This window comes from Oceanisphaera ostreae, from assembly GCF_042676125.1.
GTDB classification, from domain to species: domain Bacteria; phylum Pseudomonadota; class Gammaproteobacteria; order Enterobacterales; family Aeromonadaceae; genus Oceanimonas; species Oceanimonas ostreae.
The window spans coordinates 37,363-60,407 of record NZ_JBHTJS010000007.1 but is presented as its reverse complement, the minus strand read 5'-3'; the positions used below and the strand labels follow the sequence as shown (position 1 = coordinate 60,407).

The window sequence follows — 23,045 nt, the reverse complement described above, 5'->3', positions numbered from 1 at the left end:
GAGGTATCGGAGCCCCTCCCTCATTGAGTAGTGATCAGCTGCCTTTGATGTCGGCCGCTGCCTGACGCAAAGCACCCAGTGAGTTGGCTTTTCGGGACCAGATGGCTTCCCAGCTGGTGATCGCATCGGCAAAGGTGCTACGGTCAGCTTCGGTGATCTGGATATCCAGATCACGCAGCTCCTGTTCCTGGCTTTTTTCCTGCTGTTGGAATCTATCGATAACCGAATCCAAATGGGTTCCCATCAAGCTCCGCACCAGGATTTTGTCATCATCGCTCAGCTCACGCCATACTCGACCCGACACTACTCCGACCATGGGGAACATCATGTGATTGGAGATAAGCAGGTTGTTAGCCCGCTCATAAAATTTGAAAATCAAAATGGAATCAAAGTCCATGTCGATGGCATCGACCTGGCCATTGGCCAGAGCATCGTAGACCCCTGGCAGCGGTAACGGGGTTGGAGCCGAGCCCAGTGCATTATAAAAGTCGCGGAGCGGATCGAATGGCGTTATGCGCAGTTTCTTGCCTTGTAGCGCTTCCGGACTGGTCATTTCTTCACGGCTCAACATCTGCCGCATGCCCCCCATACCGTAGCCGATACCGACCATCCCAACCCCGGCCGGTAGCTGCTCCAGCAGCCCAATAGCCGCATCGGATCGCAACAGCGCCGCAGCATGATCGATGTTATCCACCAGATAAGGGGCATAGAGGGCACCAAAATCCGGCACTCGGTTGGATATTTCGGCAATAGTCAAAAAGGCCATATCCAGAGCACCCGTCTGCAATTGCTGCACCATTTGTGCTTCATTACCCAGCTGCTGGGCCGGAAAGACGGATACCGTATGCTGCCCAGCGGACTTTTCTTTCAACTCCTGAGCAAAGTCGTTGGCGGCCTGTGTCCATATATGAGGTGGTGGGGTGATCAGCCCCAACCGAAAATCCCGGGCCTGCACGGTGAACGAAGACAGGGCCAGGGAGGTTGCGGTGGCTGCAATCAGCAGGCGTTTAAATGTGGTCATGTTCAACTCCATTGTTGTTATGGCAATTAATGTTCAATTCCATTGTTTTATATCAATCCACATCAGATTTAATTGTTGTTATAGAAAGTGATATTTAGCAGCAGAGGCAATATTTTCAATAAACATGATGCTACTTCTCTCAATATAAATTCGAATGGTAGTACCTCAGAACAGAGCCTTGATTACTCGATGATTCAGCTGGCAGCGTAGTAGAATTCCGCCTTGCCCTGCTTCTCTGTGTTGTTGCTCATACTTACATCAGGAGCCGATGGTAGTCTTCAGCTCCTGACTTGAAACTTGTTCAGGACTAAATAATTAGCATAATTTATAGGACTTTACCTCTGGCCTCAGCATCTCTAGCTTCGGCAACATTTGTTAAGCCATCCGGAAAATAAATTTCACATTAGTTATGCGACATTGCTCACTAGAAACAGTTATTTAACATCAACTGGAAACAAACTTTTCAAAGTACAATTTATAGTCGGCCACCTGATTGACTTCCAACCAGGTTTGGGTTGCATCTATCATTGGAGGCGGACCACATAAATAGGCATCAAATGGCTGCTGCAGATAATTCTTATCAAATAAATCGCAGACCACTCCCTGCTTGCCCTGCCAATGTTCTGACGGATTCATTACGATGACTTCATAATCGAAGTCGGCCAATTGCGCTTTAAATGAATCAAGCCGGTCCAACTCGCTCAAATCCATATCCTGCGTCACGCCATAGCATAAACGGATAGCTTGAGTACAGTTTCCCTTTACAGCCAGATCTTCCAACATACCGAGAAAAGCTGACAGCCCTGTCCCACCAGCCACCATTAATAAGGGCCTTTCTACTTCACGCAAATAAAAAGCTCCCATGGGGGCCTCAAAGGTTATTGCATCCCCTACTTGGCACCGATAGCGTAGATAATCGCTCATCACACCATTGGGCAACAGCCGAATTAAAAACCTGACATAACCTTCTGCCGCCGAGTAATTGGCAAAGGAATAGGCGCGCCATTGATCCGTACCCGGAATCTGAAGGCGGGCATATTGCCCGGGCAAGTAACGCAGTCGGCTGCCTTTGTCTTCGAGTTGTATTTCGATCAGGGCTGCAGCATCCGATACTTGATTAAAGACTCTTACTGAGCCCTTGAATCGCTCACTGGACACACTGCAGAGGGTAGAGTCCACATCGAAATAAAAAGAGCCGGATGACTTGAGTCGAGTCTGACACGCCAATATATGTCCGGCTTTTATTTCCTTTTCGGTCAGTGCTTCTTCGTCCACATAATCCAGTTCAATCTCCCCGGACTCACACTGCCCTCGGCAGGTGGCACATACGCCTTCACGACAATCAACCGGTAAATTAACACCCTGACGTAAAGAGGCATCCATCAATAACTCGTTTTCCTTAACCTCGATAAATCGAGTATTTCCATCACGAAAAACGATAGCTGCGGTATGAGACATAGTTACCCCTATCTATTTAAACGTGATAAAAATCGAGAACTGAATCTATTTTATCGTTAAGTAATATTGTCTGTTTGTAAGTGACTTTCCAGCTATCATTTTCACGACGCAGTCGATAATTAGCGGTGCCGAAAAAATGTAAACTCTCACCAAATCGATAATAATGGGTAACCCAGTTTACACGAGCAGAGAAAAGACCATTATCTTCTTCTTGATAACGCACATTATTAATAAGGTGCAGAGTTCTCGGCATGGGGGTTGATGCCGCCGACTTACCAGTGCGCAGGCGGAATATACGATCTTCAATCCCCCCCCTGTCTGCATAATACATCAGGGACATTTCCCGCTTGGGATCGCTGGTATGCTTATGCTCCGTTTCCCATTGAGGGATATGAAACTCGGCATCGGGAGCAAACTGCTCTAGATAGTTGTCCCAGTCCTGGTCATCGCACAGCGCCGAAAGCTGATAAAAAAACTGTTCGAGTGAGTGTTGGTATTCCATGATTTACACCTCTTCAGACTGCTGTGATTTTTTTTCAAGTCCTTGCAGAATCATTTCCTGCCAGGCTCCGTGTTGATTCACGTAAAGCCCTTCCTGAGTAAACTCGACTCCGGTGATCACCGGTTTGATGCCCAGCACCTTGCTGTTGGGGGTTTCACCGTATTGCCATGTTTCATGCCCACGGGAGATATCGCTCCAGGGCGAAACTCGGGCTTCAAAACCACGCTGGGATTCTTTGAACTCAACCAGATCATCAGGGGTTCCCATGCCGGAGACGTTGAAAAAGTCCTCGAATTGACGGATTCGGTTTTCCCTATCCGCAGCCGACTCGCCTTTTACTCCAAGACACAGACTGATCACTTCTGTTTTATTCCAGGCTACCGGACGAATGATGCGCAGCTGGGAGCTGATCTGATCCATAAAAAACAAGCTAGGATAGATATTCAGATTACGCAGACGGTGCATAGTCCACTTTGCCCGCTCTTCTTCATGAGATTCCAGCAGGCGAGGCATGACGCTCTCATAACCCGGCCGGACCTTTGGGTTTGGCATGTCACTGAACAGCAAGCTGTGGCCATGATAGAAAGAAAACCAGCCATCATCCGTATTCTTGTCTCCGGCACCGAGCTTGCTGTAATCCAGAGTCTCTCCGCTGGCACCGTTTTTACTGGCCTCCAGCTCTCGACGGTGCTGTACCGTGCTCACATAGTTGTAGTGCACAGTACTAACATGATAACCATCCAGGCCATTTTCGTTCTGCAGCTTCCAGTTCCCGTTAAAGGTGTAGTTAGACTGCCCAGGCAACACTTCTAGTTCTCCATCGACCGATTGCTCAACCATCATGTCGAAAAACAACCGAGTATCCCCGAGGAAGTCTTCCAAACTCAGATCGGATTCGTGATCCAGGCTGATAAATACAAATCCTTTATAGCTGGCAATACGCGCCTTCCGCAGGCCGCGACTGGACTTGTCAAAGTCGGCTGGATATTCGCTCGGCGCCTTGACTTTTACCAACCGGCCGTCCGACTTGTAGCACCATGCGTGGAACGGGCAGGTAAAGGTAGACTGGTTGCCCTTGCATACTCGAGTCAGGGTAGCGCCTCTGTGCTGGCAAGTATTGGCCATGGCATGCAACTCACCCTTGCCGTCGCGGGTTATGATCATCGGCTGACGGCCGGCCTGCATGGTAATAAAATCGTTAGGATTAGCTATCTGGCTTTCATGACAGGCAAAAATCCACTGTTTCTCGAATATCATTTCCATTTCAAGATCAAACAGCGCTTGATCAGTAAACATCTCTCGTGCGATTCGATAAACGCCCTGCTCTGGCTTGAAGTCAAGACAGCCCTGAACGAAATCCTGCCATTGGGCAATGCTTCTGTGGGTAGTCATGGGGTTCTCTCCTTTATGAACCTGATTGGTATAACTTCAATACTAACGACCGGACAGAAGAGGCGATATGCAGTTCAGGTGTTAACAATGTACACTTTGTGGCAATAAACCATTTACCAATACTTACTTTAGGTTAACATCCAGGTTCGAATTGATCTGATCAAGCGCTGGCTCATCCATCATGGAGATTGACATACCACCTTGAACCACACATGATTTTACGTAATATAAATTTACATAAAATCCTGAAAACCTACTCAGTCACTGTCAATACCGGATACGACCTAGGTTATGGGTATTGTCAAGAGGAAGCATATGAACCAGCACCATAGCAAGGTACAGAGGCAGTTTTTGGCTGTTGAGCTAAGTAGTATTGACTCTGCCCGTGACTGGATGGGCAGGATCTGCGGCCCCCATAATCTCGAAATCATCAGGCCACAGGAGCTGCTTTTTCGCCATCAAGGGGCATCTCTGGGACAAATATCCTTCGGCGTAATAGAATACTCCACCTCAGCTCAAGTCCAAACTCAGGATTTATTACACAGCTACAGCATCAGCCTGCCTTTTACAGGTACCCAATATATTGAACATAAAAAAGATAGAATCGAATCTAACAGCCAGTCGGGCTTGATCGTCTCTCCTGGCAACCCGTTTAGCCTGACGCTGAGCGCTGACTGCCGGAAACAGCTGGTACGGATCTCCAGGACGGCGGTGGAACAAAAACTGGCCACTCTGTTGCATAGGGAGATCTCTTCCCCGATCATCTTTGAGCCTGGGATACGGTTGCATAACGGCATGGATGACTGGTGGAATACGGTGGCAACCTTGCAGGGAATGCTGAAGAATCAAAGCAGCTTGTTCGATTTTCCTGATGTTTGGTCCTCTTTTCAGGATACCTTAATCAGCGGCCTGCTTTACGCCCAACCTCACAACTACTCCCAGGAATTGCAGAATCGCCAGTTCAACCGCCCTGTTTATCTATCCGAACTAGAGTCGATGATGAAGGCTCATCTTGACCAGACCCTGTCGATCAGTGACTTCGAGAAAGCCGCTGGGATTAGCCGAGAGAAACTCTATCGGGATTTCCGTACCTTCTACAACTGCTCACCCATGGCCTATTTCCGCAACCTGCGTTATCAACGGGTAAGAGAGCGTTTGCAACAGCCTGCAGCCAATGAAAGCGTCTCCAGCATAGCCATGGACTGCGGATTCATTCAACTGGGACGCTTTGCCAAGGAATATCAGCAGCGCTTCGGAGAACTACCTTCCGAAAGTTTCAAGGGAAAACGTTGATGATAAACAATAGCTCGAACTCAACCCGAGGTTCGATAATTATTCTTTAGTGTAGTAGAAGGGTTACAACCAAATTGCTGTTTATAATATGCCGAAAACCGCCCCATATGCAGGAACCCATGCGCGAGCGCTATTTCGGTGACAGTTATAGCACTTCCACTTTTTCTATTTAATATCAAAGATTTATGTACAGCATCCAAACGTACTTGACGTGCATAAGCCAAGGGCGGTAGTTCACCATTACGCTTGAAGACCAGCTCTAACGTCCGCCTACACACGCAGACATGGCTGGCAATTTCAGTCGCAGTCAAGGGCCTGTCGATATTATCCTGAATATAGTCTTTGGCAACCTGCAAACAGCGTAGATTTCCGCTCCGACCTTTAACCTCTGACACCGGCTCGCACAACATAGTGGTAAATGCCGAAAGCAGAAACTCTTCCATCGCCCCCAAAGCCACTGGATATTGCAGCCATTGGTTACCGTATCGGTCAAGATTATGCGTCAAGTTGAGTATAGCCATCGACCAAGCCGCTATCTGCGGACTTTCACGAGAGCGTACCAAGGCAAAATCGGCTTTATCCCTCCCTCCCCACATTCTGCTATAACGCTTAACCAACGCGCTTGGCACCTGCAGCAAAATCATGCTGCAATCACGGCTCCACTGCATTTTGCTGGGAGTTAGGGGCTGCAGTATGCTCATCTCCCCCGGATGTACATCAACTTCTTCAGGTCCAATCACCAGACGGGCACTACCACTGATAGGTAATTGCACCATATAAAAATCTCCCCTCGTACTCGGCTCTATCAGAACTTCTGCTCCATACTGCAATACGTTTAAAGAGACATTTGGAAAACAAAATTGATTATGGCGCACATCCAAATCGGCTCCTTCATCTATAAGTGCCAGCTGGTGAGGAGAAAAGACCTTGCCGATACGCTCACGGGCATCCTCGAGACTTCGTGAGCGGAATAGGGGAAAGCTATCCAGCAATGTGGTTGAAGGATTCATCAAACCTCTTGGTCGCACATATCATGAGATTTACTTTAAGCATAAAGTAATAAAATCCATATCAATGTAACAAAAATATAAAAAAACTAACAACCAATTCACATCTATTCGGTAAACGGATACTGAGCTGCGCATTATGGATAGCTAACCTAAAGCCCCCGCCCTAGAATACAAATTAATATATGACCGTATTTGATGGTCAGTAAAAAGCAGTTCCTCATAAAATGGAGCCGCCCAAGACATCCTCAACGATGTTGACAACACCACTAACCCAATCCCACCATGACACCGTAAAGGAGATACACATGGCATCGACTCTCGAACAACTGGCAGCGGGTATCACGAGCAATGACATACAAATAATAGATTTAACACATACTCTTTCCTCCGAATTTCCCTCACTGATCTTGCCGCCAGAATTTGCTCAAGTTTGGTCTTTCAAGCAAGAACGCATCTCAAAGTACGATGATGCCGGTCCAGGTTGGTACTGGAACAATTTTTCATGCGGTGAACATACTGGGACACATTTCGACGCTCCTGCACATTGGCTAAGCGGCAGAGACTGCCCGGATAACACGGTTGATACTATTGATAGCAAGCAGTTTATTGGCCCAGCCTGTGTTGTTGATGCAAGCCAGGAAGTAGCCAATAATGATGACTGGCTGCTTACTGTGGACTTCCTACTGACTTGGGAAGACAAATACGGCCGAATCCCTGCAGGCTCCTGGTTATTGCTGCGTACCGATTGGAGCAAACGAATCAATAACCCGGCCGCCTTTGTAAATATGCGGGAAGACGGAGCCCATACGCCTGGTCCTAGCCAAGAAGCCGTTGAGTGGCTTATAAAAGAACGGGATATCCGTGGTTTTGGTGTAGAGAGCATTAACACCGATGCAGGGCAATCCTATTCCTGGCCGGTGGCATACCCCTGCCACACGCTTATGCATGGAGCAAACAAATACGGCTTGCAATGCCTGAAAAACCTGGACAAATTGCCTCCTCAGGGGGCCATTGTTGTAGCTACCCCCCTAAAAATAAAAGAAGGATCCGGCAGTCCTTTGAGAGTGTTGGCACTGGTGGAATAAAATCCTGATTTCCCCCTTAACGACTCGTGGCTAAGTGACAGGCAGGAAGCGAGAGTAAAATATCAAACTCCAGATAAGATCCTGATATATGTCAGGATGGCAGCTGAAAGCGCAAAGCCAAGCTCAGAAAGAAAAATACCGAGCCACAGGCTCGGTATTTATTATTTAGCTGTCAGTTTCCAGCTGACGATTTCTGGCTGTGTTTATTCCAGCATATGTCGGCTCACATAATGCAGGATACCGCCGTGCTGGTAATAGGTTAGCTCATTACCGGTATCGATACGACAGAGTACTTTCACTTCTTGCTTGCTAGCGCCTGCCTCTTCAATCACTACCAGCAACCTTACCAATCCTCTCATATGAGCTAGAGCTGGCGCGGCCTCGCGGGTAGACTACCCGCCTTTGAACCAAACTCGACAACACGGCAGCCCATGAGCATCCGCGATACTATATATGAACACCTCCATGACACCTTTGGCCAGGATATGCATGCCAAGCGGGTACTTTCATTGGCCAATGCCACTCAGGGCGTTATTAAATCCAGCTCGCTGGCTATTCATGCCATTGGTAATAGCCTCCCCTAGGCAAATGGCTTGGAGCGAAAGTACGCCATCAAACAAGTGGATCGTTTGCTGAGTAACATCAAGCTGAATGTCTGGTCATTGTTCGATTATTGGGTGCCTTACGTGGTGGCTGAACGCAAGGAAGCCGTGGTCTCCATGGACTGGACCGAGTTCGATGCCGATGACCATAGCAGCATCGTCCTGAGCATGCAGACCAGCCATGGACGCAACACTCCACTACTGTGGAAAACCCACAAGAAATCGCAGTTAAAGAACCTGCATAATGCTAATGAAGATGAGCTGTTATGGAAGTTGAAAACCAGCTTGCCAGACGATGTGACAGTGACGGTGGTAGCCGACCGTGGCTTCGGCGACACGGCCTTGTTCGCCTTGCTGGAGGATGCGCTGGAGTTTAACTATCTCATTCGTTTTAAAGACAACATTCTGCTCTGCCCGGTCGGCGGAGACCTCAAGAAAGCCAAACAATGGCTGACGCCCAGTGGTCGTATCCGAACTCTGAAAGACGTTGAGCTGACGGCGCAGCGACTGCCCGTCGTGCGGATTTTCTGCTGCAAAAAAGCCGATATGAAAGAAGCTTGGCTTCTGGCCAGCAACCGGCGGGATTTGGGTGCCGCCGATGTCCTCAAACTGTATGGTAAGCGCTGGGGAATCAAGAGCAGCTTTCGTGACATCAAGGACTACAAGTTCGGCATGGGCATGGCGGACACTCATATCAGTTCAACCGAGCGTCGCGACCGTTTGTTCCTGTTCAGCGCCCTGGCAATAGCCTGCTGTGACGGCCAGATGTCTTTCAGATACACCGGTTTTTCCTCTTTGTCGGTACCCAGCGCATAGGCGACCACCCGTGGAAGAGACGCCAACCAGTTGGATTTCACCAGGGGTGAATACGCCCTTCAAAGTTGCGGTTACCCGACAATACGGCTGCTACCGTCATGTCGTTCTTGTTAATGGCTTCTTCAATGGGCTCGGGCAAGGGCCCCGAGTTACCAATACAGGTCGTACTGCCATAACCCACCAGATAAGGCATTAATACGGCATTAATCCGACTTTAATCAGGTAATCGGTAACCACCTTGGAGCTTAGGGCCAGTGAGCTTTTAACCCAGGCCGCTCGGGTCAATCCTTTTTCGACGGCGGCCTTGGCCAGCAAGCCGGCCGCCATTAACACACTCCGGTTAGATGTGTTGGTACAGGAGGTAATGGCCACAATGACCACGCACCGTCTTCTAATGTACAGTTCTTGCCATCGAGTGAGAACTCGGTCCCTTCCAGCGACTAATTGAGTCCACCCCAGTTTGACCACCTTCGTTTTCCAGGGCCGCTGCTCTTGTTTTTTCGACCTCCAGCTCGCGGCATAAACTAAAGTCCTGCGGCATATTAGACAGCGTGACCCTGTTTTGCGGGTATTTGGGCCCTGCCAGACTAGCTTCTACTTTGCTCATTTCCAAGCCCAGTGTATCGGGAAACACCGGCTCGTCGCCCTCATTACGCCCCCCCTGCGCCTTGCTATAGGCTTCGACCAGTTCAACCTGCTCTGCACTGCTTCCTGTCAGGGTGAGGTAACGCAGGGTTTCTTCATCTACCGGAAAAAATCCACTGGTAGCATCATATTCTGGTGCCATGTTGGCAATGGTGGCTCTGTCTGCCAGCGGCAGCGTAGCCAGGCCATCACCGTAAATTTCAACAAACTTGCCGACTACGCCTTTGTTACGCAGCATTTGCACTGCGGTTGACACCAGATCCATTGCGGTAATGTCTTCACGCAGCTTGAAGCCAATGACTTCATGGATCAGCATGGAGACCGGCAGGCCCAGCATGGCCGCCTCTACTTCTATGCTCCACAGCCAAGAATACCCAGGGCATTAATCATGGTGGTATGAGAGTCGGTGCCGACCAAGGTATCCGGAGAAATTTCGGTGTCATTACCCTTCTCTTGCTGCCACACGGTTTGCCCCAGGTATTCCAGGTTTACCTAATGGCAGATACCGGTCCCTGGCGGGACGACACGAAAGTTGTCGAAGGTTTTCTGACCCCTGCACAAGAAGGCATAGCGTTCGCCGTTGCGGGCCACTTCCATATCGACGTTGGTGGCAAAAGCCTGCTCACTGGCAAAGGCATCCACCATGAACGAGTGGTCGATGACCAGATCGACCGCCGAGAAAGGGTTAACCTGTTCGGCTTTGCCGCCGAGACGCTGTACCGCATCGCGCATGGCCGCCAAATCGACCACTGCTGGCACTCCGGTAAAGTCCTGCATGAGCACACTTACCGGGCGAAAGGCAATTTACCGGCTAGACTCGCCCTGCTGTAACCAGGCTGCCATGACCGCAATATCCTCTTCGCTGACAGTATCGCCATCGAGGTTGCGCAGCAGGTTTTCGATAAGTACTTTCAAGGATTTAGGTAGACGAGAAAGCTCCTTGCTCTGAGACAGATTTTGCAGGCTATAATATAGATATGGATTCTGAGCCAGTGTGAGAGTCTCTGTATAAGACGCATTCGCGCGAGTAGACATCCCCCTTAACGATGGAAAACGGCTGGTGAAAAACATGACCAGCACAGCATGACCCTCTTATTCAGTCATAAACAGTCAGCAGGAGTATATAAAAGAGTATCAGGGCATCTTAGCCAGAGGCGATATTAGTTGTCCGCAACGGGATGAACACGCCCGGAAAAAAGACCAGCGAGGACGGCTAAAAGCACTATTATTAGAGCGATTGCGGGACTATCAAGGTGATGTCTTCCGTTTTATGGTGTCTGACATCGCGGTGCCGTTTACTAATAATCAGGGTGATAATTACATCCGGATGACCGAAGTACAGCAAAAAATATCAGGCTGTTTTAGAAGCATTCAAGGTGCTGAGATGTTCTGTTTAATCTGAAGCTATCTCTTGACGTGTCGAAAACAGTCAGTCAGAGAGCACTTCCTTGGCGTTATTATTCAACGTTCAGCTTACGAGCATTTTTTACGCCAAGTCGGAAGCTGAATAGTTACGAAATTTTTAGTCTCAGTCTGATTTCACAAGTTATACGACTTAGCAAATTCAGCCTGTGCACGACATTATTTCTCTTCGCTTTTCTGCCAGCGTTGCATCAGAGTATTCGATGGCTGTGTTTCGTCAAGAAGCTTATGTGCAGTTTCTATCCCAGCCACCGGTAGGCCAGTTGGGTCAAGCAAACCAATCTGTACCAAAACACTTGCTTGATCCCAGTAGATATGCTCGTGGTAGAGCTTATCCCCACGAAACTTAACAACCCCGAGCATCGGTATCTCAACATGCTTGCCTGTAGGTTCGACGTTGGGTAATAGCCAGTCAATTTCGGTTGTGTGGGTGAAAGACATGATGAACTCATCGACGATTTGTGATGAGCCTACGGTACGTGAGATGGGTACCAGCTTCATATCAGGTGGATTACCATGCACAAAATGATGCTGGTAGAAACGGCTTAATTCCTTATAGCCAACCCCGCCAGTCATGGTAGGAATGTGGTTGACGTAAGGCTCAGCAACCATGGTTGCCATGGTTGCTGGCACATCGCGAGTGTCGAACTCATGATAAACGTGCTGCTCCCATAAATCCGACAAATTGTAGTGTGGGCCGATCTCACTCTTTAGGGCAGCGATTGATCGCTCGTGGGCCATCAGTGCGGAAGGCTTATCGTAATGCGTGTCATCACCGAACCTGGCGAATGCATGACCGACGCCCCGATAGGTGTAGAGTTCAACTTTAGTTCGACCAGTGAGGGCCTGGGTAATTTGCTGGCGAGTTGCTGCCTCGCAGTAATCATCTTCTTCGGCGAAATGCAGCACCAATCTTCCTTTTATATTATCTGCCTCTTCCAGGTACTCTTCGATTCCCATACCGTAGTAACCCACCGAAACGGCCGCTTGGGTGCGTGTGGCGGTGAGGTAGGCGAGCTTGCCGCCCATGCAGAAGCCTACGTAGCCAAGGCCTGCGTCATCGACTTCTTCCAGGCCACGCAAGGCGCTGAAAGACGCTTCAATATCATCTACTGCTTTGTCTACATTTAAGCGCTTAAACAGTTCGATGGCTTTCGCGAAATCCTCTTCGCTATAGCTCAAATCCACACCTGGTTCCAAGCGCCAAAAAAGGTCTGGCACCAGCGCTACGTAGCCTTCCTCCGCATAAAGCTCGGCAACTTCACGCATGTTTGCGTTAATACCAAATATTTCTTGCCCAATCACAACACCAGGTCCATGGCCGCTGGCCGGCAGAGCCAGGTAACCGGAAAAGGTCCCACTAGAATCACCGGCACGAATTTTTATCATCTTACCCATTTATATCACCTCCATTCTGCTGACAATATTATTAACTTACTGGGCAGTACCCAAGCGTTCAAACCAAACTGGTGGAGCAATGCCTTGGTCTGGGCCGATTTTGGCGCTAACTACCTTTCAGGTTAATAAAACCTCGCTCACACTCCGTAACACGGAGTTTTCATTTGACTTACATACCATATAAAAAATGAGAGGTGAATAAATATCCATTACTGGCAAATCAATATCCTTTTTTTTTCATCGTGAGTTTTCAGAAGAAACGGGTTAGCGCCTAATTAAGCAGTAAGTAGATGCCTACTCGGTGTCTAGCTCGACGTTCCGGGGCAGAAAATCGGACAGGTCTAAGCCGGGGAACCCTGGGTGAGAGCGTGAGAACATTGTTAAATCACAACCAGTCTATTCTGGATAAAAATCACTCTCCAAGATGTCTTGAGAGTAATTTTATTAACTTTTCCCTAACGCGTTAAATCCAGAAATCAGTATTTTTTCAAGATAAGCGGTACTCATGCTCGCCATCTTCTGCTTACGGCGGATACTCGATTTCTTTGAGGTGTCTGTACTGGTCTAATACCAATGGAAACTTCAATTAGAGACTTATAGTGTTAGACTAGATTGAGGTGGATATGAATACAAAACGTATGAATAGAACTTACTCTCAAGAGTTTAAGCAAGAAGCTGTGGAGCAAGGTTACTCAGTAGCCGAAGCGGCCTGTTCTCTAGGTGTCAATGCTAGCTTGATTTACAAGTGGAGAGAAGTCATTGAAGCCCAAGCTAATGGCTACGCACTGAGCGTATCCGAACGCGAAGAGCTCAAATGTAGCTTAAGCCGTTCTGGTTATTATGCTTGGTTAAAGCGGCCAGCAAAGCTGATGACTGGGTATGAGCTGACGCTGTATCGGCGCGCTAAAGCGCTCTTTCATCAGAGCCGACAGAGCTAAGGTAGTCGAGAGTTAGCGAAGAAACTCCGCCAAGAAGACTTTGTAATTAGCCGTAAAAAAACACGCCAGCTACTGAAGAAGCTGAAGCTGGTCGTAAAGCAGCGAGTGGCTTATAAGCTCACTACGAGACGCGACCTGATGGACTCGGTGTGTCTCCTAATTTAGTGAGTATGCAGTTTAACCCCGCTGAGCCTAATCAAGTCTTGGTGGGGGATATCACGTATTTAAAAACGCCTGAAGGCTGGATGCTCTACGAAATAAAGCTACTCGCCATCTTCGTTTTCAGGTCGCCCTCATAAATAATCTGGGAATAGATCACCGACAAACCTCGCCCGTCCCACCTTGATTTGTTATAACAAAGTAACAGTCCTGTTTAAGAAAACTCGATAACGCCTTTTTAATCTAGGTTCTGTTTCCGTTTCGCTATAAAAATTTGATTTAAAAGGAAAATAATAAAAAGCTGTTTTTATTGAATTTATTTTATTTCAATGACTTAGCGTGAAACGTCAACATGCACTAGTAATCACAATAAGATTAAGAGATTTAGTGAGATCATCGATGGCAACCATGAAAAAACACGAAGTATTGGGATTGGACCTTTCCAGGCTCTATAGAGAGCCAGTGTTTACCAGTCAGAGTAAAGAGAAAAGTCATCAGCTGCTATCCAATAATCTAGTTGACCATGATTTGTATTGGCGCGAGGGCACCGTCGATACGGCATTCTTTCACGCTACAATTGGGTGCTGTGACATCTTTGCGTTACGCTATGGAGCCGAGGTTGAAGTTCACCCAAAGCCCTTTACGGACTTTGTGCTAATCCAAACCCCACTTCACGGCAGCGCTTCTATACAATGTGATGGAGCCGCATTAGAAGTCAAACCAGGCCAGCTCTTGATCTTGGCTCCTAGCTACAACGTACGTCTGACCTGGCATAGTGGCTGCGAGCAACTTATAGTTAAAGTACCACGGAGTCTTCTGCAAAGCACCTGGGAGACACTCATTAGCGAAGATAGTTGCACCGAAGAAGTCAGTATACCTTCCTTGTTTCACCTAGAGGGTCGTCAGGGAACACGTGGGTTGCGCTTAATCAGTGAGCTTCTAGACCAGCTAACTAACGAGAATGAAGCCCCCCCCCAGTGGCGCCACCACCTTGAAGTGAGCCTTGCAACATTCATCCTTACCCATAAGCCTAGTACTGATATAATACCCTCCCCATCGCTAGGTGACCGAAAATTGAAGCTTCTAGCAAAAAGAGTTGACACTGTTATGCGTAACCGACTGACCACCCACACAACTCTATCTAAACTTTCAAGCGAGTGCGGGGCCAGCGTGAGAAATCTAAACAATATTTGCAGGAAGCTTTACGATAAATCGCCAATGGAACATATGAGAAACCTAAGACTTGAGGCTGCTAGAAAGAGCTTGCTAAACTCGCAGAGCCTAAGCGTTACTGAAGTCGCACTAACTTATAGATTTACCCACCTAGGCCGTTTTTCTAATTACTACTATGAAAGATTTGGCGAGCTACCTCGCCAGACCTTAGCTCACCTTTTTACCCATAAGTCAGCTCAATAATCCCTTTGTTTCTTGTATTACACGGACATATCATGACAACGTTCTAGGTGGAGCTGGGTTCTCAGGCTAGTGGCCTCTTGGAGCCGTGTATTTCGTAACGTCGGAGGTAAGCGTCACTGGAACCACACCTAACAAGCCACATTAACCGATGTTAACGTGGCGTCTTAGGGATGAGTTATAAGCGGATAGCCCAGGGCAACAGGTGGTCGACGGACTCGCCATCGGTGAGATGAGGTAATTGTTCAAACAGTGCCGTGAGATAAACACCCGGCGGTACGTCATTGGCTTTGGCGGTTTCAATCAGGCTGTACAGCATGGCACTGGCTTGGGCACCGCTGCGACTATTCGAGAACAACCAGTTCTTTCTGCCAATCACGAAGGGCTTGATAGCCCGCTCAGCACGGTTGTTATCAATCGCTGCTGCGCCATGTTCAAGATAAATCTGTAGCTTATCCCATTGATTCAAGGTGTAGCCGATGGCTTTACCAATGGCATTTTTGGGCGGCACTTGGTGCAGCGCTTTATCTAGCCACGCTTTAAGTTGCTCCATGATAGGAGCCGAATGGGCTTGGCGAGCAGCGCGCTTGTCCTCTATCGACAGCTGACGAATGGACTTCTCGATACCATACAGCTTTTGTATCAGATTCAGCGCCTGGTCGGCCCGACCGGTTTTGCCCTTGGGTTGCACGGCTTTGGCTTCGATAAATTTGCGACGCGCATGCGCCCAGCAACCGGCTAACATCGCATCGGTACCGTGATAGCCTGCGTAGCCATCGACGTGCAATAAGCCGTGATAACCCGCTAAAAAGGTATTGGGATGTATGCCGCCACGGCCATCTTGATAGTCGTACAGCACGATATTGGGCGGTGACGCCGTATTATTCGGTAAGCTCTCGGGTTTATCGCCGCCACAGCCATACACCCACATGGTGCATTGCACTTTATCAACGTCGAGTACCTTGACCGGCGTATCGTCAGACCACAGCGCCGGCCGCTCCAGCATCAAGGCGTGCAGCCGCTGATACAGTGGCATTAACTGCCTGCTGACTCTGATGAGCCAGCGACTCATGGTTTGTCGGTGCAGCTCAATGCCGAAGCTTTTGAATAACGCTTCTTGCCGATACAGCGGTAGCCCAAACTGATATTTAGCGGTAATGATTTGCGACAGTAAGGTCGGGGTGGCGATGCTTTTCGGTAACAGACTGGCCGGTGCCGGCGCTATTTTAATCGTGGTACGCGTAGCCTGTTGTTCGCAGCAACGGCAGCTGTATTTCGGTCGGATATGGCGAATGACTTTAACGGTAGCGGGGATAAACTCCAGCTTCTCGCTGACTTCTTCACCCATCTGATGCAAGTCATGGCCGCAGTCGTCGCAGACCTTGTCTGCATCTGCAATATCGTGCACCACGTCTTCACGCGGCAGCTCAGCACTCAAGCTCGGACGACGGGATTTCTTGCGGGTGTAAGTAATGGTTTCATCGGCGGCAACTTCTTCGGCGCTGGGCGTCAGGCACTCCTCGACTTCGTTAAACAACTCGCCTTGGCCGGGGTGACCTTCACTGCTGGCCGCAAAACGCTTCCTCAACGCTAATTGCCACTGCTCAAGCGCGTGGTTATATAACTGCTGAAAACGCTTCGCTTCTCGCTGATGATGGGCACTTTCTTTCTGCACCCGTTCACTTTCCTGTTGATGACGCAAGCTCTCTCGCTGCGATTTTTGCAGCAAGGTTTGCATCTCAAGTAGCTGTTGTTTCAAGCTCTCGACATCATCAGGAATGGCGGTGGCACGGGTCTTTTTCATGGTGCTCATTTTACTATAAAGCCACCGTGAACGCCTTAATAAATCAGGTTTTTTTAGGAATAAATGGCCCTAATAAATCTCAATAAGTAGCCTCAAATTGCAGTGGTTGATGGCCAGTCATTTTCTGAATATCTAAGCCTTCTAGCAACCAATGCCACTGGCGTTCTGATAAGGTCAGTACCTCTCCTGACAGCTTCTTCGGCCACTTGAACTTATCTTTTTCCAGCCGTTTGTACCACAGGCAGAAACCGGTTTGGTCCCAATACAGCACCTTGATTTTATCGCGTTGTCTATTGCAGAACACAAACAAGGCGCCACTGAACGAAGATAGCTGCATGTGCTCTTCCACGATAACACTGAGCCCGTTAATGCTTTTCCTGAAATCCACCGGCTGTTTATGCAAATAAATGGCAGGCGGCTCAACAAACATCTTCATGCCGACAGCGCCTTTATCAAATCGGCCAACCAGCGCGGCTCTACCGAGAGCGGCAATGCCAGTTCAGTTTGCTGATAACGTAGCGTGAGTGCCGAGCTTACCGAGTTAGGAGATAGAAAGTATAGGCAGCTTGGGGCTTTACCTCAGCGAAAGCGGGCTCATCAAGATTGCGCAGTGCACGACGGCGCTGAGTAAAATAGGCAGAACTAACGTTCTGCTCAGCACAAAAATCGGCTTGGCTTTGTCCACTCTTCTCGAAGACGTTAATTAGCTCAAGCCACTGCGCCTCGCTACGATGTTTACGACTCATAGATCACCTCGTTCATTAAAACGGATAATCTACGGTATTAAAAGTGGCCTAAACAGGTGTGGATGCTGTGACGCTTACTGAACAAGGCTGAAAATTATCGCTGGTGGACGATACGGAGAAAAAGGAAGCGAAGTGAAGCCGCTTAATAAGGGGAGTTAGATGCAATAACCTGTCTTGACTGTTGGATTGATGCGGCCTCGGCCGATATTGAGTCACGGTCAGCTTTCGGGCCTCCTATAAGATCCGTGCTGGACTCCCGCCCTCGCCTTCGTAGGAATGGCGGCAGAAACACACTTGTTATGTTGCATTAGACCTATCATATTAAACAACTGATCAGTTATTGGGTCGGAGCGCCAAAGGTAACACAGTCACCTCCCACGATACGCTACGAGCACATCGATGCAAGCTCAGATATGCAGCCGTGCGAACTGTATCAGCCTAACGAACTCCAGTGAATGTTCGCCGTAGGCTAATGCGGTGAGTGGGTGATGAAGGCCCTTTCGGCCTTTACAGTCCAGCTAAATAGATCAGTTACTTAATCAGTTTGGTATTACTTATAAGTACTAAAAATGAGGGTATCTATGATGATAATAAAGCCGGACAACCATGCAGGCAGTCCGGCTTTTTGAATCTAGTTAGCAGAGTATTTTTCAACTTCTCTGCGCCAGCGATTTTCCAGGCTATCAGGCTGAGTTGCCCCATAGATGGCTCGCTCGGCACCGGAATACCAGGCCCACAGCTGATTACCGTAATCAAAGTGCCACCATTCGCTGGGTAGGTTGGTAAACCCGGCCGCTGTCATTATGCCATAGAGCAGTCGTCGATTTTTAATCACCTCTGTCTCTCTGGCATTCGGAGTGGCAATCTCTTCAAATGCATGAGTATGAGACCAGGCACTGGCTTCGTCGAACTGGGTTCCCATATCCAACATCAAGCCCTGCTGGTCCAGCAAGGTAACGTCGACAGAGCCCCCCGTAAGATGAGGGCTTGGCGCATCTGCCCGTGTACTTGGCAACGAGACAAACTCCCGCGTCAGCTGTTCCAGCTCTGCGGCTGATTTTTTCGGCAAGCGAGTTTCCAGTGCATTGTACAGGGTGTCATACAAATACTGTTGTACGCCGTAAGGCCGCCAGCTATCCAGCACCAGCAGTGACATACCGGCAGGTAATTGTTTGGCAGCCTTTAACAGCCGCCGATAAATACCGGTGCGTGTGTGGCACTCAGGCACCGCATAGGGTATCCCCATCTTGTAGTAGGCTGGATAAACTTGCAGCGGCGCTGGCGCTAGGCTGACAGGAACGAGCGGCTCCTGATTATCCTCAATGGCTATCTTCATCACTTCTGGCCAGACAGGATCAGCCATTAACGGTATCCGAGTTTTCATGCGTAACCTCCCAGGATGTTCGGTAGCCATAACGTCAATCCAGGAAACAGGATCAATAACAGCAACACGCTCAGCGCAAGCAGTACAAAAGGCCAGATGGTTTTAAACAGCTCGGTTATCTCAATTTTGCTGACGGCGGCGGCCACAAACACACAGGCACCCATAGGGGGAGTAATTAATGCAATGGTGATGTTCAGGGTAATGACCACGCCCAAATGCACGGGATCGATGCCGGCAGCCATGGCGACCGGCACAAAGATAGGTGTCAGCAGCATGAGCGCCGATACTTCTTCCATAAACATGCCGGTGACAAAGGTAATCCCGCTCAACATCAGCAGCACCAAAATAGGCTGATCAATAAACGGCTCCAGCATGGCCACAAATGACCTGGGCACTTGGGCATAAGACAGCAGCCAGCTGATGGCGGCCGATGCCGCCATGATCAGGAAGATGGCACTGGTCAAGCGAGCGGTTTCAACCAGAGCCGACCAGAAGCGACCGAGAGAAAGCTGGCCGGTCATCAGGCCCACTATTACCACGTACAGCACGGTGAGAGCCCCAGACTCTGTGGGTGTCACCACCCCCAGTACAATGCCTCCCACTATGATCACGGGCGCCAGCAAAGCAGGAAAGGCTCCCCAACTAGCCGACCACAGTCTGGCCAAAGTCGGTTTTTCTCCCGATGCTGCTAGCCCTGCTCGTCGGGCATAGATCCAGTTCATCATCATAAAGCCACACCCCAGAATCAAGCCGGGGATGATTCCCGCCAAAAACAGGGCGCCGACCGAGGTATTGGTTAAGGATGCATAGAGGATCATGAAAATACTGGGCGGAATAATGGGCCCTATCAGTGAACTGCCCGCCGTCAAACCTGCCGCATAGGGTACCGAATAACCTTCTTTCTTCATCGCCGGCACCAACAGGGAGCCGAGCGCGGAAGTATCCGCTACCGCCGAGCCGTTAATGCCTGCAAAGAAGACACTTGATACTACGTTGACATAACCCAGCCCACCACGCCAATGACCCACCAGTGTTCTCGCCAGCGTCATCAACCGCTGTGTCAGGCCAGCGCTATTCATCAGATTTCCCGCCAGTATGAACAACGGGATAGCCATCAAAGAAAAGACATTGATGCCACCAAAGAATTGCTGGGGCAGCATGCGTCCGACCATATTGATATCAATAAAGAAAAAACCAACGACGGCGGTGAGGATCAGTGTCAGGAACAAGGGTAAACCCAACAGGATATGCACAATAAAGGTGACAAACATCGCCAGGGTCATAACTGCAAATCCTTTCTTTCGAATGGGCCACGTAAAATTGCGAATAAAAACAGCATAAAAAAGCCAAGAGGCATACTCAACATCGGCCAGGTTCGGCTAATTCCCAGCCCCATGGTAGTAAAGCGACCAACAGAAAAAGCGTAGTGCCAGGAATACCAAGCGAAAGCTGCACTGATCACCACGGTAAGTAGCCATTGATACAGTTTAAGGGCCGATGCCCATTTTGGGGGTAGCTTCTGCTCTAGTAAATTGATGCGCATATGTTCATTACGAATCCATACCACACCGGCTGTCAGCAGCACGGTACCAATAATCAGGAAGCGGGACAGCTCGTCCATCCAGATGGGTGAGCGACCAGCCAGATATCTTGCGGCAACACCATAAATCAGAACTACAAGATTGCTGGCAATAAGCAGGCCTGCCAGAACTTCTGACACGCGACTTAATAAGCGGATTATTTTTGTGATCATAACAACAAGGCGGTGCATGGCACCGCCACCTTATCGGGAGCTAATTAATTGGACTCTACATCCTGCAGGGCCAGATCAATCCATTTCTGGTCGATGTTTTGCTCTTGCAACCAGGTCACGTAGGAAGGTTTGGCTTTTTCTTGAAACGCGGCCAACTGTTCTGCCGTAGGACGATAGACTTCCATCCCCTTATCAGCCAAAAACTGGACTCGCTCTTCTACTTTGGATTCGACCGACTGACGATTGAGTTGGTTAGCTTCCTCTACTGCGTCCTTCAAGGCCGCCTTTTGCTCGTCGGTCAGGGACGCCATCAACTGTTCATTGGCTACCAGAAACTGATCGGAATATTGAATATTAGCCAATGTCAGGTATTTTTGTACCTCCTGTAAACTACCCAAGATAATGTACATTGGCGGGTTCATCTGGCCATCGGCTACTCCCGTCTTCATCGCCATATAGACTTCTGTCCAGGGAATGGGAGTACCCGAAGCGCCAAAGGCTTCATATAATGCCACTTGGCTCTTATCCATCGCCCTGAAGCGCAACCCCTTGAAGTCATCAGGCTGCTTGATAGGTCGTTTGTTATTGGTAAAGGCCAGGAAGCCCCCCTCTTCTACTACCGCCAGCAAGCGAGTACCGGTACGCTGATAGAACTCTTCCTGCGCAGCTTTCCAGTATTCACCCTGGTCAAAGAAGCGGCGCGCGTCGTCAAAGCCCTTAAACAGGAAAGGAATTGAACTGACATAAATTTCGGGAAACAGTGGCGAAATACCGGCAAAAGAAGCGATATTCAGGCTAGGCATATTCATCACCTGCTCCATTCGCTGCTCTTCTTCACCCAACATACTGTTGGGATACAGCTTTAACTCCAGCTCTCCCTGCGTTTTTTCTTCTACCAACTTTTTCAGGTTAGAGGCAAACAGGTGTACCGCATTCTTATCTGCATCGGGTGCACCATTGTAAGATAGGTCAATGGTGGTTGCCGCTCCGGCCAGACCACTGATCAGTAAGGCTCCAGCCCCACATACCGTCGTCATCCATTTTGCTAGCGGCTTGATTTTACAAGTAAGCATAGTCGTGATCTCCATATCCAGTTTGTATGTTTTAAAAAGTCTTCACCAGATTAAGCGTTGTCGCGTTGACTTTTCAATATCTAATGCGTTGCAATAAAGTCAACACAATATTTAACATTGCATTTACAATCAATTAAAGAATAACATCCCATCGTGAAGATGGGCAATTAAAGCTTCAGATGACACTGTTAACTCGCGACCTTTATGACTAACGATATGTGCACTCGCACCAGTTAGTACGGGATGAGGTACAGGTATACAGATTATTTTCCCTTGCTCGACCTCACTTTGCACCGTCAACCGTGGCATGAAAGTAACCCCCATACCGGACAGCACAAAATTCTTTAAAACAGCGACAGAATTAGTTCTTAATTGTGGTTCAAAGCGGATATGTTCCAGCTCCTCAACCAAGCTGACCAGCTGCCCCATGCCAAACTGTTGATCGATAAGGGCCAAGGGATATTCTGATATCTGTCGAATAGTAAGTGGAAGCTGCCTGGTAAGAGCATGTTGCGGAGGAGCGATGAGCTCCAGCGGCTGACGGGTTATCACATGAGAATATAACTCGGCATCGGGGGAAGGAGCATAAACCACCGCTAAATCTACTCGATCTTCCTTAACCAGCCGGGTCGCCTCATTGACTCCTGCCATTTCAACACTGATCTGAATACCAGGGTAACGGGTCATAAAAGCTTGCAGTGGTGCAGAAATTAAATCGGCAATAAAACCTTCACCTACCGCAAGACTGACCCTCCCTGTTTTTAAACTCTGCAAGGCTTCTATACGGGACAGTGCTGCAGCCTCGCTTGCCTTTTGCTGTCGATAAAGCGCCACCAGCTCTTCACCAATCTGAGTGAGCACAACGCCCTGCCCGCTTCGTATTACCACCGTCGCTGCCAGCTCTTCTTCTAATTGTGCCAGCTGGCGGCTGATGGCCGAGACATCAACATTCAGGTGAGCGGCCACTTTGCGCAATGAGCCGAAGCGTGAGACTTCACTGAGATACTTCAGAGCCCTAGGGTTAAGCTTCCACATATTGGGATTCCGTGACATTGGGATATTTAAAACAAGCTGGCTCAGGTGTGGTTCTGCCGTCATTCCCGCGAAGGAGCGTCATTCCCGCGAAGGAGC

Annotated in this window: 24 protein-coding genes and 2 pseudogenes; 6 read left to right on the top strand and 20 right to left on the bottom strand. The window is 48.9% G+C overall.

From position 1 onward, the window contains the following. Positions 1-34: 34 nt before the first annotated feature. The 4 genes from ACFQ1C_RS03345 to antA all read right to left on the bottom strand — a co-directional run bounded on the left by ACFQ1C_RS03345 (position 35) and on the right by antA (position 4,373). Complete coding sequence (locus ACFQ1C_RS03345; RefSeq protein ID WP_379557115.1) at positions 35-1,021, bottom strand: TRAP transporter substrate-binding protein; 987 nt, start codon at positions 1,019-1,021, stop codon at positions 35-37. Positions 1,022-1,465: 444 nt separating this feature from the next. Beyond that, on the bottom strand, positions 1,466-2,479 hold the full coding sequence (gene antC / locus ACFQ1C_RS03340; protein WP_379557114.1) for an anthranilate 1,2-dioxygenase electron transfer component AntC: 1,014 nt from the start codon (positions 2,477-2,479) through the stop codon (positions 1,466-1,468). Between the two features lie 16 nt (positions 2,480-2,495). Next, a complete protein-coding gene (gene antB / locus ACFQ1C_RS03335) occupies positions 2,496-2,981 on the bottom strand; it encodes an anthranilate 1,2-dioxygenase small subunit (protein WP_379557113.1) in 486 nt (161 codons plus the stop codon). 3 nt (positions 2,982-2,984) lie between these two features. Further along, the gene (gene antA / locus ACFQ1C_RS03330) at positions 2,985-4,373 is read right to left on the bottom strand and encodes an anthranilate 1,2-dioxygenase large subunit (RefSeq protein ID WP_379557112.1); all 1,389 of its coding nucleotides are present in this window, start codon (positions 4,371-4,373) and stop codon (positions 2,985-2,987) included. Positions 4,374-4,688: 315 nt separating this feature from the next. On the opposite strand from antA, the gene ACFQ1C_RS03325 reads away from it, so the two are divergent. Next, complete coding sequence (locus tag ACFQ1C_RS03325) at positions 4,689-5,666, top strand: AraC family transcriptional regulator (RefSeq protein WP_379557111.1); 978 nt, start codon at positions 4,689-4,691, stop codon at positions 5,664-5,666. 20 nt (positions 5,667-5,686) lie between these two features. Here ACFQ1C_RS03325 and ACFQ1C_RS03320 read toward each other — a convergent pair whose 3' ends face one another. Further along, positions 5,687-6,676, bottom strand: a complete 990-nt coding sequence (locus tag ACFQ1C_RS03320) for an AraC family transcriptional regulator (protein WP_379557110.1) — start codon at positions 6,674-6,676, stop codon at positions 5,687-5,689. A gap of 305 nt (positions 6,677-6,981) precedes the next feature. Between ACFQ1C_RS03320 and ACFQ1C_RS03315 the strand changes: the two genes are divergently transcribed. Continuing rightward, positions 6,982-7,761 carry a cyclase family protein gene (locus tag ACFQ1C_RS03315; protein WP_379557109.1) on the top strand — a complete coding sequence of 260 codons (780 nt, stop codon included), beginning with the start codon at positions 6,982-6,984 and terminating at the stop codon, positions 7,759-7,761. A 203-nt stretch (positions 7,762-7,964) separates the two neighbouring features. Here ACFQ1C_RS03315 and ACFQ1C_RS03310 read toward each other — a convergent pair whose 3' ends face one another. Further along, a complete protein-coding gene (locus tag ACFQ1C_RS03310; RefSeq protein WP_379557108.1) occupies positions 7,965-8,093 on the bottom strand; it encodes a hypothetical protein in 129 nt (42 codons plus the stop codon). Between the two features lie 99 nt (positions 8,094-8,192). Between ACFQ1C_RS03310 and ACFQ1C_RS03305 the strand changes: the two are divergent. Further along, positions 8,193-9,110 (top strand): annotated as a pseudogene (locus tag ACFQ1C_RS03305) (IS4 family transposase); the annotation flags it as partial. Between the two features lie 106 nt (positions 9,111-9,216). Here ACFQ1C_RS03305 and ACFQ1C_RS03300 read toward each other — a convergent pair. From ACFQ1C_RS03300 to ACFQ1C_RS03280, 5 genes and pseudogenes are all read right to left on the bottom strand, one after another. Further along, positions 9,217-9,372 carry an aconitase family protein gene (locus ACFQ1C_RS03300; RefSeq protein WP_379557107.1) on the bottom strand — a complete coding sequence of 52 codons (156 nt, stop codon included), beginning with the start codon at positions 9,370-9,372 and terminating at the stop codon, positions 9,217-9,219. Next, a complete protein-coding gene (locus ACFQ1C_RS03295; protein WP_379557106.1) occupies positions 9,372-9,551 on the bottom strand; it encodes an aconitase family protein in 180 nt (59 codons plus the stop codon). The genes ACFQ1C_RS03300 and ACFQ1C_RS03295 overlap by 1 nt, the downstream gene beginning before the upstream one ends. A 19-nt stretch (positions 9,552-9,570) precedes the next feature. Beyond that, positions 9,571-10,161, bottom strand: a complete 591-nt coding sequence (locus ACFQ1C_RS03290) for an aconitase family protein (RefSeq protein WP_379557105.1) — start codon at positions 10,159-10,161, stop codon at positions 9,571-9,573. A 14-nt stretch (positions 10,162-10,175) separates the two neighbouring features. Then, positions 10,176-10,601, bottom strand: a pseudogene (locus tag ACFQ1C_RS03285) (aconitase family protein). A 27-nt stretch (positions 10,602-10,628) separates the two neighbouring features. Further along, on the bottom strand, positions 10,629-10,859 hold the full coding sequence (locus ACFQ1C_RS03280; RefSeq protein WP_379557104.1) for a hypothetical protein: 231 nt from the start codon (positions 10,857-10,859) through the stop codon (positions 10,629-10,631). A 67-nt stretch (positions 10,860-10,926) separates the two neighbouring features. On the opposite strand from ACFQ1C_RS03280, the gene ACFQ1C_RS03275 reads away from it, so the two are divergent. Next, positions 10,927-11,226, top strand: coding sequence for an IS66 family transposase (locus ACFQ1C_RS03275; RefSeq protein WP_379557151.1), 300 nt, complete (start codon positions 10,927-10,929; stop codon positions 11,224-11,226). 179 nt (positions 11,227-11,405) lie between these two features. Here the strand turns inward: ACFQ1C_RS03275 and ACFQ1C_RS03270 are convergent, their stop codons facing one another. Beyond that, entirely contained in the window at positions 11,406-12,644 is a 1,239-nt protein-coding gene (locus ACFQ1C_RS03270; RefSeq protein ID WP_379557103.1) for a dienelactone hydrolase family protein, read from the bottom strand. 623 nt (positions 12,645-13,267) lie between these two features. On the opposite strand from ACFQ1C_RS03270, the gene ACFQ1C_RS03265 reads away from it, so the two are divergent. Both ACFQ1C_RS03265 and ACFQ1C_RS03260 read left to right on the top strand, forming a co-directional pair. After that, complete coding sequence (locus ACFQ1C_RS03265) at positions 13,268-13,582, top strand: transposase (protein ID WP_379557102.1); 315 nt, start codon at positions 13,268-13,270, stop codon at positions 13,580-13,582. A 558-nt stretch (positions 13,583-14,140) separates the two neighbouring features. Further along, complete coding sequence (locus ACFQ1C_RS03260; RefSeq protein ID WP_379557101.1) at positions 14,141-15,157, top strand: AraC family transcriptional regulator; 1,017 nt, start codon at positions 14,141-14,143, stop codon at positions 15,155-15,157. A gap of 175 nt (positions 15,158-15,332) precedes the next feature. Here ACFQ1C_RS03260 and tnpC read toward each other — a convergent pair whose 3' ends face one another. The 8 genes from tnpC to ACFQ1C_RS03220 all read right to left on the bottom strand — a co-directional run bounded on the left by tnpC (position 15,333) and on the right by ACFQ1C_RS03220 (position 22,949). After that, positions 15,333-16,958, bottom strand: coding sequence for an IS66 family transposase (gene tnpC, locus ACFQ1C_RS03255; protein ID WP_379557100.1), 1,626 nt, complete (start codon positions 16,956-16,958; stop codon positions 15,333-15,335). 79 nt (positions 16,959-17,037) lie between these two features. Beyond that, positions 17,038-17,394 carry an IS66 family insertion sequence element accessory protein TnpB gene (tnpB, locus tag ACFQ1C_RS03250; RefSeq protein ID WP_379557099.1) on the bottom strand — a complete coding sequence of 119 codons (357 nt, stop codon included), beginning with the start codon at positions 17,392-17,394 and terminating at the stop codon, positions 17,038-17,040. Positions 17,395-17,491: 97 nt separating this feature from the next. After that, a complete protein-coding gene (tnpA, locus tag ACFQ1C_RS03245) occupies positions 17,492-17,704 on the bottom strand; it encodes an IS66 family insertion sequence element accessory protein TnpA (protein ID WP_379557098.1) in 213 nt (70 codons plus the stop codon). A gap of 631 nt (positions 17,705-18,335) precedes the next feature. Continuing rightward, the gene (locus ACFQ1C_RS03240; RefSeq protein ID WP_379557097.1) at positions 18,336-19,088 is read right to left on the bottom strand and encodes a M15 family metallopeptidase; all 753 of its coding nucleotides are present in this window, start codon (positions 19,086-19,088) and stop codon (positions 18,336-18,338) included. Then, complete coding sequence (locus ACFQ1C_RS03235; protein WP_379557096.1) at positions 19,085-20,371, bottom strand: TRAP transporter large permease; 1,287 nt, start codon at positions 20,369-20,371, stop codon at positions 19,085-19,087. The genes ACFQ1C_RS03240 and ACFQ1C_RS03235 overlap by 4 nt, the downstream gene beginning before the upstream one ends. Then, positions 20,368-20,859 carry a TRAP transporter small permease gene (locus tag ACFQ1C_RS03230; RefSeq protein WP_379557095.1) on the bottom strand — a complete coding sequence of 164 codons (492 nt, stop codon included), beginning with the start codon at positions 20,857-20,859 and terminating at the stop codon, positions 20,368-20,370. Before ACFQ1C_RS03230 ends, ACFQ1C_RS03235 begins: the two co-directional genes overlap by 4 nt. Positions 20,860-20,885: 26 nt before the next feature. After that, positions 20,886-21,914 (bottom strand): TRAP transporter substrate-binding protein, encoded by a 1,029-nt coding sequence (locus ACFQ1C_RS03225; RefSeq protein ID WP_379557094.1) that lies wholly within the window; start codon positions 21,912-21,914, stop codon positions 20,886-20,888. Between the two features lie 129 nt (positions 21,915-22,043). Beyond that, positions 22,044-22,949, bottom strand: coding sequence for a LysR family transcriptional regulator (locus ACFQ1C_RS03220; RefSeq protein ID WP_379557093.1), 906 nt, complete (start codon positions 22,947-22,949; stop codon positions 22,044-22,046). Between the last annotated feature and the right edge of the window lie 96 nt (positions 22,950-23,045).

Coding starts and splice junctions, on each gene's coding strand:
- antA (WP_379557112.1), bottom strand. CDS start 4,373: ATGACTACCCACAGAAGCATTGCCCAATGGCAGGATTTCGTTCAGGGC.
- ACFQ1C_RS03280 (WP_379557104.1), bottom strand. CDS start 10,859: ATGTCTACTCGCGCGAATGCGTCTTATACAGAGACTCTCACACTGGCT.
- antB (WP_379557113.1), bottom strand. CDS start 2,981: ATGGAATACCAACACTCACTCGAACAGTTTTTTTATCAGCTTTCGGCG.
- ACFQ1C_RS03315 (WP_379557109.1), top strand. CDS start 6,982: ATGGCATCGACTCTCGAACAACTGGCAGCGGGTATCACGAGCAATGAC.
- tnpB (WP_379557099.1), bottom strand. CDS start 17,394: ATGAAGATGTTTGTTGAGCCGCCTGCCATTTATTTGCATAAACAGCCG.
- ACFQ1C_RS03270 (WP_379557103.1), bottom strand. CDS start 12,644: ATGGGTAAGATGATAAAAATTCGTGCCGGTGATTCTAGTGGGACCTTT.
- ACFQ1C_RS03325 (WP_379557111.1), top strand. CDS start 4,689: ATGAACCAGCACCATAGCAAGGTACAGAGGCAGTTTTTGGCTGTTGAG.
- tnpA (WP_379557098.1), bottom strand. CDS start 17,704: ATGAGTCGTAAACATCGTAGCGAGGCGCAGTGGCTTGAGCTAATTAAC.
- ACFQ1C_RS03240 (WP_379557097.1), bottom strand. CDS start 19,088: ATGAAAACTCGGATACCGTTAATGGCTGATCCTGTCTGGCCAGAAGTG.
- ACFQ1C_RS03225 (WP_379557094.1), bottom strand. CDS start 21,914: ATGCTTACTTGTAAAATCAAGCCGCTAGCAAAATGGATGACGACGGTA.
- antC (WP_379557114.1), bottom strand. CDS start 2,479: ATGTCTCATACCGCAGCTATCGTTTTTCGTGATGGAAATACTCGATTT.
- ACFQ1C_RS03220 (WP_379557093.1), bottom strand. CDS start 22,949: ATGTGGAAGCTTAACCCTAGGGCTCTGAAGTATCTCAGTGAAGTCTCA.
- ACFQ1C_RS03345 (WP_379557115.1), bottom strand. CDS start 1,021: ATGACCACATTTAAACGCCTGCTGATTGCAGCCACCGCAACCTCCCTG.
- ACFQ1C_RS03320 (WP_379557110.1), bottom strand. CDS start 6,676: ATGAATCCTTCAACCACATTGCTGGATAGCTTTCCCCTATTCCGCTCA.
- ACFQ1C_RS03265 (WP_379557102.1), top strand. CDS start 13,268: ATGAATACAAAACGTATGAATAGAACTTACTCTCAAGAGTTTAAGCAA.
- tnpC (WP_379557100.1), bottom strand. CDS start 16,958: ATGAAAAAGACCCGTGCCACCGCCATTCCTGATGATGTCGAGAGCTTG.
- ACFQ1C_RS03290 (WP_379557105.1), bottom strand. CDS start 10,161: ATGCTGGGCCTGCCGGTCTCCATGCTGATCCATGAAGTCATTGGCTTC.
- ACFQ1C_RS03300 (WP_379557107.1), bottom strand. CDS start 9,372: ATGCCTTATCTGGTGGGTTATGGCAGTACGACCTGTATTGGTAACTCG.
- ACFQ1C_RS03260 (WP_379557101.1), top strand. CDS start 14,141: ATGGCAACCATGAAAAAACACGAAGTATTGGGATTGGACCTTTCCAGG.
- ACFQ1C_RS03235 (WP_379557096.1), bottom strand. CDS start 20,371: ATGACCCTGGCGATGTTTGTCACCTTTATTGTGCATATCCTGTTGGGT.
- ACFQ1C_RS03230 (WP_379557095.1), bottom strand. CDS start 20,859: ATGCACCGCCTTGTTGTTATGATCACAAAAATAATCCGCTTATTAAGT.